This window comes from Sphingobium sp. TomMM35A (assembly GCF_054771735.1).
Genome location: NZ_BSRC01000001.1, coordinates 958259 through 972606 on the forward strand (window position 1 = coordinate 958259; position 14348 = coordinate 972606).

Consider the following 14348-nt stretch of genomic DNA (forward strand, 5'->3'; position numbering starts at 1 on the left):
GCCATCAGGCCGCGCCCCATGAACATTCCTAAACGGAAGCGGATCAGGCCGCGTCGCGATCCTTGTTGATATCGACGAGCTGACCGCCGTTGATGGAAATTTTCTTCGGCTTCATCGCTTCGGGGATTTCGCGAACGAGTTCGATCGTCAGCAGGCCGTCCGCAAGATCGGCCTTTTCCACCCGCACGAAGTCGGCAAGCTCGAAGCGCCTTTCAAAGCTGCGATTGGCGATACCGACATGCAGGAACTTGGAACGATCCGAACTCGCGCCATCGTCCTTGCGTCCCACGACCTGCAGCAGGTTCTGCTGCGCGGTGATGTCGATCTCATCCGTCCGGAAACCGGCGACGGCGAGCGTCACGCGGTAACGGTCCTCGGAAAGCCGTTCGATGTTGAAAGGTGGGTAGTTGTCGCCCTGCTGCAACCGTGCGTTGTTTTCGATCAGGTCGAAGAGACGATCGAAACCGACGGTGGAGCGGCGATAGGGGGTAAGGTCAAAACCACGCATGTCATAATCTCCATCAGAGCAAAATGAACATACCGGACCCTCAAAAAGGCATCCGGCTATACGATGCGCGACCCCATTTGGCGGCCGCGCGACGTTGATATGGTTGAAGGAAAACCGGTTTCAAGAGGCCTGTCATGGGCGGAATCAAAAGTGCCCGGACCGCGTTTCCACGATCCGGGCACTAATGGACGATTGCTCGTCTCCCCCTTGGCCTGCCTCGACCACTTCTCAGCCCCCTAAGCTTGAAGTGGGAAGCAGTATCCCTGAACCACGGCCATTAACCTGTGCTTCGTTGACTTTGCTATGGCCCGCGGAGGCCGCTGTCACGGGCTATTTCCTTGGCCGAAGATTTTCCCTTCACCGCTGTGGCTGACGTGCAACAATCCGTTGCGCTTGCCGTTAGTGGAGACCCTGCTAGACGGGCACTAATCGACATCACATAAAGGGCCGTTCGCGCCACCATGATCTTATCACGCTACGAACGCATGATCGCCAAGCGCTATCTGCTGCCTGGCAAGGGAGAGGGATTCATCTTCCTGGTCGCGGGCATCAGTCTGGCCGCCGTGATGCTTGGCGTCGCGGCGCTCATCATCGTGATGAGCGTTATGAACGGCTTCCGGGCAGAGCTGTTCGACAAGATCGTCGGGTTGAACGGCCATGCCGTGGTTCAAGGCTATGGCGGTCGGTTGCCGGACTGGCGTTCGATCCTGAATGAAGCGAAGGCGACGCCGGGTGTCACCAGCGCCACACCGCTGATCGAGCAGCCACTGCTCGGCAGCTTCCAGGGGCGGGTCGAAGCCGTTCTTGTCCGTGGCATGACCGTCAACGACATCCGGAACAATGCGACCCTGAAGGCAAAGGTGCTCGCGGGGAGCATGGACAATCTCACCGCCAATGCGGGTAAGGTCGGCATAGGATCAAGATTGGCCGAAAATCTTGGTCTGCAGCTGGGTGACAGCATCACGATCATCAATCCGGCAGGCCGTTCCACACCCTTTGGAACGGTGCCGCGCCAGATATCCTACCAAGTCGCTGCGATCTTCGAGGTCGGGGTTTACGACTATGACAAGGCCTTCGTGGTGATGCCGATGGAGGATGCCCAGACCCTGCTGCTCTTGGGCGATGTGGTCGGCATGATCGAGGTGGAGACGGTCGATGCCGATCGGGTCGGCACGATCCTGGAGCCGCTCGCCGGGAAGGTCGCAGGCCGCGCGGTCGTGACCGATTGGCGGCAGATGAACGCGTCCCTGTTCGAGGCGCTGGCCGTCGAGCGGGTGGCGATGTTCGTGGTGCTTTCGATCATCGTGCTTGTCGCCGTCTTCAACATCCTTTCGTCATTGATCATGCTGGTCCGCGCAAAGACGCGCGACATCGCGATCCTGCGCACGATGGGGGCGAGCAGAGTGGGCCTGGTCAAGATCTTCATGACCGTGGGCGTGACGATCGGGTCGCTCGGGATGGCTGCGGGCCTGGTGCTTGGCTTCACCTTCCTCTTCTTCCGTCAGAGCGTCGTGAATGCGATCCAGTTCATGACCGGGCAGAATCTGTGGGACCCTTCGATCCGCTTCCTGACCGAGTTGCCGGCGAAACCCGATCCGATAGAGATCACGATCATCTGCCTCATGGCGCTGATCTTCAGTTTCCTTGCGACGCTTTATCCGGCGTTCAAGGCCGCCAATACCGATCCCGTGCAGGTGCTGCGCTATGAATGACATATTGATGGTTGAGGGGCTGAAGCGCAGCTTTACCCAGGGCGGGGTGACGATCGAGGTTTTGCGCGGCGTCGACCTGACCGTCGGGCAGGGCGAGATTGTGGCGCTGCTCGGGCCCTCAGGCTCTGGCAAGTCCACGCTGTTGCAGGCTGTTGGCCTTTTGGAAGGCGGCTTCGACGGGTCGATCCGCATCGATGGCGAGGAAGCCGCGCGTCTTGATAATGACGGAAGGACGCGGCTGCGCAGGGACGCGCTGGGCTTCGTCTATCAGTTCCACCATCTGCTTCCGGATTTCAACGCGGCGGAAAATGTCATCCTGCCGCAGGTCATTCGTGGCCAGGACAACGGCGTGGCCCGCGCGCGTGCTGAATCATTGCTCACGTCCTTGGGGCTGGGTCATCGTATTGATCACCGTCCGAGCCAGCTTTCGGGCGGCGAGCAGCAGCGCGTCGCCGTCGCCCGCGCACTGGCCAACCGGCCCGCTCTGATCCTGGCGGACGAACCCACCGGCAACCTGGATGAGCGCACCGCCGACATCGTGCTGGCAGAGTTTCTCCGATTGGTTCGTGAGGAAGGTTCAGCTGCTCTGGTGGCGACCCATAATGAACGGCTCGCGGAAAAGATGGACCGCGTCGTGCGTCTTCATGAAGGGCTGCTGTAAGAGGCTTCAGACCTGAACTGAGGCGTCGTCCCGCACAGTTGCCACCACGATCTGGTTTCTGCCTTGTGCCTTCGCCCGGAGGAGGGCGGCATCCGCGGTTTGGACGAGCTGGTTGGGCCTTCCATGATCGGGATAAGCGGCAAGCCCGAACGATGCCGTGACCGGCCCAAGCTGCTGATGGCCATGCTGCACGCGAAGGTTCTGAATCCTGGCCTGGATCTGCCGTGCGCGGTCGATCGCCTGATCCAGGGAGAAGTGCGGCATCAGGAGTACGAATTCTTCACCGCCGAGGCGGAAGGCGAAGCCGTCCTCTCGGAGTGACTCGTTGAGGACATTGCCGACTGCCCGCAGCACGGCGTCGCCCGCGTCATGGCCATGCGCATCGTTGAACCGCTTGAAATGATCGATGTCGATCATGAGGCAGGCGAGGGGGGACCGGTCCCGGCTGCTGACCGCCACGGCATCTTCAATGGCTGCGTCGAATTGCCGCCGGTTCGAAAGACCGGTCAGCGCGTCGACCATCGCCATTTCGCGCAGGGCGTCGCGAAGGCGGAGGTTCGCAAGGGCCAGCCCGATATTTTCGGCCAGCATCTCCAGATATTTCTCGCTCCGTTCGATCTGATCGGCCGAGACGTTGGCAGGTTCTTCGAAATACAGGAGGCCGATCGTTTCCCCCTGTGCTGCCAGCGGCATGCAGATGGTGGGAGCAGCGCTTTCCGAACCCAGATGCTCGCAGGGGATGTCGATGATGTTGCCGGAGGGCCGGTGCGTTTGCCCGCGACGCAGCGCCCAACAGGCTGACGGGGAAAATTCCGCCTTGGACCATTGCGGGGACAGCCAGTCGCAGGCCTGACGCATGGCGTTTCGGCGCGCATCATAGATGTACAGCCTGCCCGCGAAGCCCGGCGCGATTTCCGGGGCGAAACGCCGCACGACGCCAGTAAGATCGGCGCTGTTGTCGCAACCCTGAAGCCGCTGCGTCATGCGGGAAAGAAGGTCCTGCATGATGCGATCGGCGTCGCGTTCCTTTTCCAGCCTTTGGCGTTCAAGGCCATTTTCCCGGAAGATTCGGATAGCCTGAGCCATGTCGCCGATTTCATCCACATGGGAAATGTCCGGCGGAATGGCCGCGAAATCCTGCGCGGCCAGGCGCGTGACCACGTCGCTCAGGCGCACGACGGGGTGCAGGATGCGCTGTTTGAGGATGAAATAGAGAACGCAGAGGAACAGGAGCGCGGTCGCCCCGAGCATGATTTCGGACATGCTGCGCCATTGGCGCGCCGTCGCGGTGGCGCGGGCGATGGCTGCTTCGGTCCGTTGGTCCAACATATATTGGAACTTGCCGATCTGAGCGGCGATCCGGTCAAGCTCCCGGCCATATTCGTCACCGAACAGGATGGTTCGCGCAGTGTCCTGATCACCTGCCTGGGCCGCGCGAAGTGCAGCCTCCTGCTCATCGGTCAGGGCATCCGCCCAATGCAGCGCGTCGCGCAGGGCCCTGAGTTCGCTCTCTGTCGCGCCTGCGTCGCGCAAATGGCTGATCCGCTGTTCCACTGAACGCAGCGCGGCCTTTTCACGCTGATAGGCGACGAGGTGGGTGGGATCGCCGGTGATCGAAAAGGATCGCGCCTGTTCGGTCTGGCGATAGCTGTCCTCAAGCAGCGCCGAGGTCAGTTGATCGAAGCGCGCGCGTTGCGCGACTGCCTCACGCTCGTTTTTCTCAGCGCCCGACGCCATGAGCATCGTGGTTCCGGAGGCGAGGGTAAGCAATAGGGTGGCGCCATATGCCCAATTGGTGATCGTCGACAAACGCATGGGGCGCACACTATATCGGAGAGGTTGGAGAATGCTTAACCGGGTGGAAAGCAGTCTCAAAGAGCGAGATGCCGCCGAATTGGTGGTCGCGGGCCTTTCGAAGAGACTGGGGAATGCTTATCCACAGCATTTCTCAAGAAGGACTGGCGCCAAGGCGGCCAGGGACGCTATTAACGCAAAATGCCTCATGCCGGTTTTGTACCCCTTCGCATCTTTTCCTCTTACACCATGCTGGAAGGTGCAATCGAGCCGAAGAAGATCGCGAAGCAAGCGCGGACGCTGGGCTTCCCCGCAGCAGCGATCACCGACCGAAACGGCCTTTATGGATCGATGGCATTTTCGGATGGGTGCAAAAGCGAGGGCGTGCAGCCGATCATCGGGGCCATGCTGGGCATATTGCGGCCGGGGCGTCCCGCCAATGCCGCCGCGGTACACGATTGGCTGGCCCTTTATGCTCAGGATGAGGCGGGGTACGACAATCTCTGCGCCCTGGTATCGATGGCGCATCTCGATCGGCCGGTCGAGGAAGTCCCGCATGTCACGTTGGAGGCTCTGGCTGGCAGGACGGACGGGCTCATAGCGCTGACCGCAGGCGCGGAAGGGGCGATTGCCCGGCTTTTCGCGGAGGATCAGCCGGACGCCGCGCTTGCTTATGCCGATCGGCTTGCGGCGCTCTTTCCGGATCGGCTGTATGTCGAAATTTGCCGCAGGCAGGACCCCGTCGAGGGCAAGGCGGAAGCTGATTTGCTCGATCTTGCCTATGCGCGTGACCTGCCGCTGATCGCGACCAATCCGACCTGTTTTGCCGAACCTCATTTCCATGAAGCGCATGACGTGATGCTTTGCATCGCCGATGGCGCCTATGTCGAAACCCCCGACCGGCGGACCAGTTCGCCCGATGCCTGGATGAAACCGGCAGCCGAGATGCAGCGCCTGTTCGAGGATTTGCCTGAAGCTTTGGCCAACACGCTGGTCGTGGCGCAGCGTTGCGCGGTCGCTGCGCCGAAGCGAAAGCCTATCCTGCCGAGCCTTGCCGGTGATATCGAGGGCGAGGCGCGGATGTTGCGGGAGCAGGCGGCCCAAGGGCTGGAACTGCGGCTCGCAAAGGCGGGGATCGAGGGTGACGAGGCGCGTCAGCCTTATTTCGACCGGCTGACTTTCGAAACCGACATCATCATCCAGATGGGGTTCCCGGGCTATTTCCTGATCGTTGCCGACTTCATCAAATGGGCGAAGGAGCAGGACATCCCCGTGGGGCCGGGCCGTGGTTCGGGCGCGGGGTCGGTGGTTGCCTGGGCTCTTACCATTACGGATTTGGATCCGCTGCAACTGGGGCTGCTGTTCGAGCGCTTCCTCAATCCAGAGCGTGTTTCGATGCCGGACTTCGACATCGATTTCTGCGAAACGCGGCGTGGCGAAGTGATCCGCTACGTCCAGCAGAAATATGGCGTCGATCATGTGGCGCAGATCATCACCTTCGGTAAGCTGAAGGCGCGCGCGGTGCTGAAGGATACCGGCCGCGTGTTGCAGATGAGCTATGGCCAGGTCGACCGGCTCGCCAAGCTGGTGCCCAATCATCCGACGGACCCGTGGACGCTGGAACGCTCCTTGAACGGCGTTGCAGAGTTCAGGGCCGAATATGACAATGACAATCAGGTCAAACGGCTGATCGACTATGCGATGAAGCTGGAGGGCTTTCCCCGGCATAGTTCGACCCACGCTGCGGGCGTCGTGATCGGCGATCGGCCCTTGTCACAACTTGTGCCGCTCTACCGCGATCCGCGCTCGGATATGCCGGTGACGCAGTTCGACATGAAATTTGTCGAAGGCGCGGGGTTGGTGAAGTTCGACTTTCTTGGCCTCAAGACCCTGTCCGTCTTGCAAAAGGCGGTGCAGCTGCTGGCGGGGCGCGGTGTCGAGGTCGATCTAAGCAGCCTCAGCTGGGATGATCCGGCGGTTTATGATTTGCTCCAGCGGGGCGATACCGTCGGTGTGTTCCAGCTGGAATCGGAGGGGATGCGCAAGACGCTGGCGGCCGTCCGGCCGACCAACTTCGGCGACATCATCGCGCTCGTGTCGCTCTACCGCCCTGGACCGATGGACAATATCCCTATGTTCGGCCGCCGCAAGAACGGGCAGGAAGATATTGAATATCCGCATATTCTGCTGAAGCCGATCCTCGAAGAGACCTATGGCATCTTCGTCTATCAGGAGCAGGTGATGCAGGCCGCCCAGATATTGGCGGGCTATTCCTTGGGGGACGCAGACCTTCTTCGCCGCGCCATGGGCAAGAAGATCAAGGCGGAAATGGACGCGCAGCGGGCGCGGTTCGTGGAGGGATGCGCGAGGAGCGACATTCCGGCGGCCAAGGCCAATGAGCTGTTCGATTTGATCGACAAGTTCGCCGGCTATGGCTTCAACAAGTCACATGCTGCGGCCTATGCATTGCTGGCCTATCAGACGGCCTGGCTGAAGGCCCATTATCCGGCCGAATTCTACGCCGCATCGATGGCGTTCGATATCCATCTTACGGATAAGCTGACCATATTCGTTGATGACATGCGTCGCATGGGGCTCAGCTGCCTTGCGCCTGACATCAATCGCAGCCTCGCCGACTTCTCCGTAGAGCCGATCGAATATGAGGGGGAGGATCCCCGCCTCGGCTTTGCGGTCCGCTATGCCTTGGGCGGGCTGAAGGGCGTGGGCGAGAAGGCGATGGAGCAGCTTGTCGCCGAACGCGACGGCGGTGGGACATTCAAGTCTCTCGATGATTTCGCCGACCGGATCGAGCCGCGATTGTTGAACCGCCGCCAGCTTGAAAGCCTTGCGGCATCAGGGGCGTTCGATGAAATTCACCCCGACCGGGCGGGCGTGCATGCAGCGGCCGACACGATCCTGAGCGTCGCCGCCAGTGCTGCCGAAGCGCGCGAGAGCGGACAGGGCGGCCTGTTCGGCGATGTCGAAACGCCGCATGCGGACGTGCGCATTCCGCCGCATCAGACCTGGTCCACCGCAGACCGGATGGCGCAGGAAAAGGAAGCGTTCGGCTTCTACTTCTCGGCGCATCCCGTCGACCGATACCGGCATCTGGCTGATGCACGCGGGGCGAGGAGCTACGGGGCGATCTGTGCCGAGCAGGTGGCGGAAGGCGGGCGGGCGAACGCAGTCATGGCGGCCATGGTTGAGGAAGTCCGCTGGCGTGAGACGCGGCGGGGCGCACGCTATGCGGCGGCGACATTTTCCGACAGCAGCGGGCAGTTCCAGGCAAGCTGCTTCGATGAGGATGCGTGCAAGGCGATCGAAGCCATGGCCCGTGACGGAGATTGTGCGCTGCTGATGGTGGAACTGGATCGCATGCCCGGCGAAGAAACGCCGCGCGTTACGATCAGGGGCGTGGAGCAGTTCAATCAGCTTGCCAGCGCATCGCGGATGGAACTGGTCGTGGATGTGCAGGATAGCGCCGCTGTCAACGAACTCGCGCAATTGCTGTTGCGCAGCAGGGGCGGACGAAGCGAAGTGTTCCTTCGCGCTCCAGTGGCGGGCGGCAAGGCTGCCCGGATGTTCCTAGGCGATGATTATCTGATCGGGGCGGACCAGGTCGACGCCATCGCACTCATCCCTGGCCTTGCGATCCAGAGTTTCGAGCGCATGGAGCCGAAGGCCGATGGCTATCGGGCACGGACCCGGCGTTCGGGGTTCAGGCTGGTTGCGGCAACGGCCTGATCAGAAAAGTTGAAGCTGCGGACCTGCTGGTGGACGGAACAGGTCGGTCCTGAGCGTCAGCCGTTCGCCCGAGAAACCGGCGCGCCTTCGTGCCTTGATGAAGCGGGTGCGGATCAGGTCAGCCCAGATGCCCTGTCCGCGCATTCTGGTTCCGAAGTCAGGATCATTGTCGCGGCCCCCCCGGATGTCACGGATGATCCCCATGACCTTCGCGGCCCTGTCGGGATAATGTTCCTGTAGCCACGCCCGGAACAAGGGCGCGACTTCGAACGGCAGGCGCACGGGTATGAATGTGGCGTCCCGGGCGCCCGCCGCGGCGGTCGTTTCGACGATCGCCTCTATCTCATGATCGGTGATGGCGGGAATGATGGGAGAGACGCTGGCGACCACGGGAACGCCTGCTTGCGCCAACTGGCGAATGGCTTCCACCCGGCGAAGAGGGTGAGCCGCACGCGGTTCGAGAGCGCGCGCAACCTTGGGATCAAGCGTGGTGACGGAAATCATCACCGCCACCAGCCGATCACGGGCCATGTCTTGAAGAAGATCGAGGTCGCGAAGGACGCGGTCCGACTTGGTCGTGATGAAGATCGGGTGACGACATTCCGCCAATATCTCAACGCATTGCCGCGTGATCTTCCAGTCTCGTTCGATCGGTTGATAGGGATCGGTGTTCGTCCCCATGGCGATCGGCGAGACGCGGTAGGAACGCTTGGACAGTTCGGTGCGGAGCAGGTCGGGCGAGTCCGCTTTGGCGAAGAGGCGTGTTTCGAAGTCCAGCCCCGGCGACAGGTCGTGATAGGCATGGGTGGGCCGCGCGAAACAGTAGATGCACCCATGCTCGCAGCCTCGATAGGCGTTGATCGATTGGGTAAAGGAAAGATCGGGCGATGTGTTGCGGCTGATGATCGTGCGGGGGTGTTCCACCGTGACTTGCGTCCGGCGGCGTGGTGCTGGTCCATCTATGGCCTCAACTGCGTCGAGCCAGTCGCCGTCAGCGACCTGTTCCGCCATGTTGAAGCGGTGACTGATGACGTTCAGCGTCGCGCCTCTACCCTTTTCAGCAACCATGTCTCATTAGAACATAAAGAGAACATGGTGGCAAGGGTGGGGATTCAGCGCTCCATCAGGCGGGGCATCAGTTCGACGAAGTTACAGGGACGGAAACGGCTGTCGAGCTGGCTGGAGAGGATGCCGTCCCAGGCATCTTTCACCGCGCCGGTAGAACCCGGCAGCGCGAAAATATAGGTGCCGCGCGAGACACAGGCGGTGGCGCGTGACTGTATCGTCGACGTCCCGATCGTCTGGTAGCTGAGCCAGCGGAACAGCTCGCCGAAGCCGGGGATTTCCTTGTCCTGGACCTGGGCGACCGCTTCGGGTGTCACGTCTCGGCCCGTGACGCCGGTTCCGCCCGTGGTGATGATGCAATCGACTTGGGGATCGTCTATCCAGCTGTGGAGACGCGCGACGATGGCGGCTCGATCATCCTTTTCGATATGCCGCGCAGCCAGAATGTGGCCCGCCGCCTTGATCCGATCGACCAGAGTGTCGCCGGACCGGTCTTCTGCAAGGCCCCTGCTGTCCGAAACGGTCAGGACGGCAATTCGCACCGGCAGAAATGACCGGCTTTCATCGATCGGCATCAGTCAGAGCCGCCCGCGATACTGGCGGCGGAGAGCGTGTTGTTCTGGCTCATCCGGACCATGCGCGTCCCCTTGGCGGTGGGGAAGGTCGGCCACATGCCCTGTGCCATGCCGGTCAGGCAATCCGCGCTTCCCTTCGCCTGGATCTGGTACATCCAGTAGTTGCGCATGACGATGTTCACATAAGCGCGGGTTTCATAATAAGGCAGCGACTCCATGAACAGCAGAGGGTCGCCATTGTCCTTGACCTCGCTGTTCCACCGCTGAACGGGCAGTGGGCCTGCATTATAAGCAGCCATGACCTTTGGCAGAAGTCCGCCCGTGGCGCTCATGTTGCGGAGATTTTCGAGGTAGCGTTGGCCATATTCCATGTTGGTCGACGGCACGAACAATTGGGCTGCGGAAGCAAGGCCCATGTCACTGCCGGTGCCAGGCAGGACCTGCATCAGCCCGCGTGCTCCCGCACTGCTGACGACATCGCTGCGGAAGCCCGATTCCTGAAGTGTGTGAGCGTAGATCAGCGCTGGATCGACACGCCAGCCGCCGTCGGGACGCCAATCCGGCGTTGGGAATCTGGCGAAGCTGTCGGGCTGTTTGCCAGCCGGACCGTTATGGGCGAGCCATAGCTGGGTGGCGGGAAGGCTGAGGGCATTGGCGAGCTTCAGCAGGGCGTCATATTGAGTAGCGCCGCCCAGCCGGGCCTGATGCCGGATGAACTGGTCAGCCTTCGCAAGCTGACCGATTGACGTGAGAGCAATCGCAGCGCGGACATTCGGGCTGTCCTTCAGCTGTTGCCAATCAGCTGATCCGAAGCGCGGAGCGGTCCTCGCGCCGCCCAGCGGCAGGCCAAGCGTTTCACGGGCGAGCAAGCCGTAGAATGTTTCGCCGGATCGCGCGGCGGTCTTGAGGAGATTCTCGACCTTTTCTGCCTGGCCGCAGGCCATGTAGGCGCGCGACGCCCAATAGGCGCCAGCAGCGCGCATGTCGGCATTACCAGCGAGTGCAGCGACATTGGCGAAGGCAGGCGCCGCCGCAGCGCAGTCATGCTGACGCCAAGATGCAAGGCCGAGCGTCCAGTGCGCTTGCACCATCCAGTCGCCGCCCGCACGGGTTTCAAGGGCGCGGTTGGCCATCCGCCGCGCGTCCGCATCGTTATTCTCGATATAGTAGGACCATGCGACGCGCTGGCGTACTTCGGTCAGGCCTTCGGGCGTCAGGCCGATTTCTCCCGACGCGAGCAGCGTTTCCGCTCCCACAGGATCGTCATTCTTGATGAAGGGCGTCATCTGACCAACCAGCGCCTGGGCAAGCAGGTCGGTCTTTGTCGTTGCGACATATTCCCGGCGCGGCGCTGAACCCAGCCAGACCATCTTCTGGACCTGGGGGAGCGTCGGCAGGATCGTCGCGCCCCGCTTCTGCGCGAGCCGGGAAAGTTGATCCGCATTGGGAAGCCAGGCCGCCTTGTTCACCAGGTCGAGCACGTCGAACAGCTCAACGCGCGGCGAATCCTTGGCTACATAAAGGTCGGAAAGCGCGACTGAGCGCATCGGGTCCTGAGGGTCCAGAGCCAGGATCGACGCTTTCGCGTCAGCCCAGCGCTGATCCGACAGCGCCGAATAGATGGCCGAGTAACGCGTCTTGTCGCCGTCGTCGACGGACAGTGCCGGGTTGAACCCTGACCTGAAACCAGCCGTTGCCGCCGCATTATCCGCTTTGGCGGGCACGGCCGCGGCGGCACTGATGGCGGCCAGTGCCAGGCAAGATGATCGGGTGAGCGCGCGAATCACTGATGCATATCCTCGACCAGGCGTTGCAATGTGCGCCAACATTCCGCTTTCGCCGCGGGCTGCCCCAGCAGGAGCCGCGGGTGGAAAGTGGCTAAAGCAGGCACAGTGCCGCCATCATGGTTAAAAAAGTGTAAACTTTCCATTCCCTGCCTGTCTTGTACGGGAAGGAAAGTGCGGATCGTCCGGTCGCCCAGAAGCAGCAGCCTGCCGGGAATCGCGAGCGAAACATGGGTGCGCATGCGGTCAGCGGCTGCATTGAGGTCGGCCGCCTCCACCATGCCGCCGGGCGGGCGGGCGCAGAAGAGGGAGGCGATATAGACGCTCTCCCGAGACAGGCCGACAGCAGACAGCATCGCGTCGAACAAGCGTCCGGCGCGATCGGCAAGCAATGTGCCTGCATCCATGTCGGCTGGATCAGGCATGTCGGTGATCACCATCAGCGGCGATCCAGCTTGCCCTTGCGGCAATATGGGTGTGCCTGGCCAGCGGCGTTCCGGCTGCGCCGAATCCCGGGCGAGCCAGTCCGTAAACTCCTGAAGCGAGCCTGGCTTCTTCACCGTGGCCGGAGATGAAGGGGCTGGCGCCAGCGGAACGGCCGGTGCCGGACGCAGCCAGTTCACCGGCTCTTCCGCCGTCGCGCAATCCACGCCCGCCATGTCCCACCACGCCAGATAGGCGCTGGCGGCATCGGCCAGATCTTCCGTCATTCCCCGCATCGATCTTCTAGGGCCAGAGGTTGACGCCGGGGTCAAGAATCTTCATCGGCAACCGGTGGTAAATCGTTTGAGTAACGCGGCGGCCGGACAGGAGAGGGAAACCATCCGGCTCGTCCCGATGGAGGGATTATGAGCGAACGGGAATCGATGCCCTATGACATCGTCATCGTCGGCGGGGGGCCGGCGGGGCTGTCCGCGGCGATCAGGCTGAAGCAACTGGCCAACGACGCTGGCCAGGAACTGGCGGTGTGCGTTCTGGAAAAAGGCTCGGAGATCGGCGCTCATATTCTTTCGGGCGCGGTGATCGACCCCCGGGCCCTTGATGAGCTGATCCCCGAATGGCGCGACATGGGCTGCTCGCTGGCGGAAACGCCGGTGCGGGACAACCAGCACTGGATCCTGACGAAGCGCGGCAAATTGCCGGTGCCGCATATTTCGACGCCGCGCTGGATGCACAACAAAGGGACCTATACAGGTTCGCTCGGCAATCTGTGCCGCTGGCTGGCCGAGCAGGCCGAAGGATTGGGCGTCGAGATATTCCCGGGATTCGCCGCTGCCGAGATCCTCTATAATGAGGATGGCAGCGTGAAGGGCGTCGCGACCGGTGACATGGGCATCGATCGCGAGGGCAATCGAAAGGGCGATTATCAGCCGGGGCTGGAGCTGCACGCCAAATATACCTTTTTCGCTGAAGGCGCGCGCGGCCACCTGACCAAGATCCTCAAGCGCCAGTTCGAACTGGACAAGGATTGCGAGCCGCAGGTCTACGGCCTGGGCATGAAGGAATTGTGGGATATCGATCCCGCCAAGCACAAGCCGGGCCTGGTGATCCATACCCAGGGTTGGCCGCTGACGGACGCCTATGGAGGCGGGTTCCTCTACCATCAGGCCAATGGGCAGGTTGCTCTAGGCTTCGTCGTGGGCCTCGGATACCGCAACCCCTATCTCTATCCGTTCGAGGAGTTCCAGCGCTGGAAGCAGCATCCGGCGATTCGCGAATATCTGGAGGGTGGCCGCCGCGTTTCCTATGGCGCGCGCGCGATCAACGAGGGCGGCTGGCAGTCGGTGCCCGAGCTCGTCTTCCCCGGCGGTGCGCTGATCGGCTGCTCCGCAGGCTTCGTCAACGTGCCGCGCATCAAGGGCACGCACACGGCGATGAAGTCGGGCATGCTCGCGGCAGAGGCGGCGTTCGAGGCGATTCAGGACGAACGCTCCCGCGATGTGCTGCACGACTATGATGACCGCCTGCGCTCCAGCTGGGTTGCGGACGAGTTGAAGCTGGTCAAGAATGCGGAGCCGCTGCTGGCGAAGTTCGGCAATACGATCGGTACGCTGCTGGCGGGCGTCGATATGTGGATGCGCACGCTGAAGATCGGGTTGCCCTTCACGATGAAGCACAAGCCGGACAATGAAAAGATCTGGCCCAAGGAAATCGGTCACAAGATCGATTATCCCAAGCCCGACGGGGTGATCAGCTTCGATCGCCTGTCCTCTGTGTTCCTGTCGAACACCAATCATGAGGAAGATCAGCCGGTCCACCTTCAGCTGAAGGACCCGTCGATCCCGATCGCTTACAACCTGCCGCTCTATGACGAGCCCGCGCAGCGTTATTGCCCGGCAGGCGTCTATGAGGTTGTCGGTTTGGAAGAGGGCAATCCCCGGTTCCAGATCAACGCCCAGAACTGCGTCCACTGCAAGACGTGCGACATCAAGGACCCGACGCAGAACATCAACTGGGTCGTGCCCGAAGGCGGCGGGGGGCCGAACTATCCCAATATGTAGGCGC

At 61.8% G+C, this 14348-nt stretch carries 10 protein-coding genes; 4 read left to right on the forward strand and 6 right to left on the reverse strand.

Annotated features, from left to right (window positions below):
- Window positions 1-43: 43 nt before the first annotated feature.
- Window positions 44-508 carry an Hsp20 family protein gene (locus tag ACYU8T_RS04780; protein ID WP_097091489.1) on the reverse strand — a complete coding sequence of 155 codons (465 nt, stop codon included), beginning with the start codon at window positions 506-508 and terminating at the stop codon, window positions 44-46.
- A gap of 461 nt (window positions 509-969) precedes the next feature.
- On the opposite strand from ACYU8T_RS04780, the gene ACYU8T_RS04785 reads away from it, so the two are divergent.
- Complete coding sequence (locus tag ACYU8T_RS04785; RefSeq protein WP_097091490.1) at window positions 970-2220, forward strand: lipoprotein-releasing ABC transporter permease subunit; 1251 nt, start codon at window positions 970-972, stop codon at window positions 2218-2220.
- Window positions 2213-2881: an ABC transporter ATP-binding protein gene (locus tag ACYU8T_RS04790; protein WP_461158675.1), complete on the forward strand. Its 669-nt coding sequence runs from the start codon at window positions 2213-2215 to the stop codon at window positions 2879-2881. Before ACYU8T_RS04785 ends, ACYU8T_RS04790 begins: the two co-directional genes overlap by 8 nt.
- A gap of 6 nt (window positions 2882-2887) precedes the next feature.
- Here ACYU8T_RS04790 and ACYU8T_RS04795 read toward each other — a convergent pair whose 3' ends face one another.
- Window positions 2888-4696 (reverse strand): sensor domain-containing diguanylate cyclase, encoded by a 1809-nt coding sequence (locus ACYU8T_RS04795; RefSeq protein ID WP_461158676.1) that lies wholly within the window; start codon window positions 4694-4696, stop codon window positions 2888-2890.
- Between the two features lie 180 nt (window positions 4697-4876).
- On the opposite strand from ACYU8T_RS04795, the gene dnaE reads away from it, so the two are divergent.
- Entirely contained in the window at window positions 4877-8419 is a 3543-nt protein-coding gene (gene dnaE, locus ACYU8T_RS04800) for a DNA polymerase III subunit alpha (RefSeq protein ID WP_461158677.1), read from the forward strand.
- On the opposite strand, the gene ACYU8T_RS04805 is transcribed toward dnaE, so the two are convergent.
- From ACYU8T_RS04805 to ACYU8T_RS04820, 4 genes are read right to left on the reverse strand one after another with little or no spacing between them, the layout of a single operon-like run.
- The gene (locus tag ACYU8T_RS04805; protein ID WP_461158678.1) at window positions 8420-9487 is read right to left on the reverse strand and encodes a PA0069 family radical SAM protein; all 1068 of its coding nucleotides are present in this window, start codon (window positions 9485-9487) and stop codon (window positions 8420-8422) included.
- Between the two features lie 44 nt (window positions 9488-9531).
- Window positions 9532-10059 carry a molybdenum cofactor biosynthesis protein B gene (moaB, locus tag ACYU8T_RS04810; RefSeq protein ID WP_097091495.1) on the reverse strand — a complete coding sequence of 176 codons (528 nt, stop codon included), beginning with the start codon at window positions 10057-10059 and terminating at the stop codon, window positions 9532-9534.
- Window positions 10059-11846, reverse strand: coding sequence for a lytic transglycosylase domain-containing protein (locus ACYU8T_RS04815; RefSeq protein WP_461158679.1), 1788 nt, complete (start codon window positions 11844-11846; stop codon window positions 10059-10061). The genes moaB and ACYU8T_RS04815 overlap by 1 nt, the downstream gene beginning before the upstream one ends.
- A complete protein-coding gene (locus ACYU8T_RS04820) occupies window positions 11843-12553 on the reverse strand; it encodes a uracil-DNA glycosylase family protein (protein ID WP_461158680.1) in 711 nt (236 codons plus the stop codon). Before ACYU8T_RS04820 ends, ACYU8T_RS04815 begins: the two co-directional genes overlap by 4 nt.
- A gap of 138 nt (window positions 12554-12691) precedes the next feature.
- Here ACYU8T_RS04820 and ACYU8T_RS04825 point away from each other — a divergent pair, with 138 nt between their 5' ends.
- Window positions 12692-14344, forward strand: a complete 1653-nt coding sequence (locus tag ACYU8T_RS04825; RefSeq protein WP_461158681.1) for an electron transfer flavoprotein-ubiquinone oxidoreductase — start codon at window positions 12692-12694, stop codon at window positions 14342-14344.
- Window positions 14345-14348 lie beyond the last annotated feature (4 nt).